Consider the following 284-nt stretch of genomic DNA (forward strand, 5'->3'; position numbering starts at 1 on the left):
CCTAACGCCGTCGGTGGTTGTGCCACACCCGATGCTTGATCCCATGCGCTAACTCAAAACTTTTCTTCATGCAGGCATTCTTGCTATCCGTAACTTAGGATTAACTTGTGTTAGAACAACTTCACGGGAAATGGCCCAAATATAGGCGATCATTTATCTGGCGATAGCCGTAACCACTACATTACGATGTTTACCTTTATGCATGAGTCGTTAATAACGGCGGCACAATCTCAGTTGAGCTTGCCAAGCCATATCAATAATTTCTTTGCTTAATCTTTCTTGTC

The 284-nt window shown here is 43.3% G+C and carries 1 pseudogene; it reads right to left on the reverse strand.

The features are described from left to right. Positions 1-66: 66 nt before the first annotated feature. Positions 67-284 (reverse strand): annotated as a pseudogene (locus tag H4J66_RS05145) (IS110 family transposase); the annotation flags it as partial.

The sequence above is a fragment of the Colwellia sp. MB3u-55 genome, assembly GCF_014076785.1.
GTDB lineage: Bacteria > Pseudomonadota > Gammaproteobacteria > Enterobacterales > Alteromonadaceae > Colwellia_A.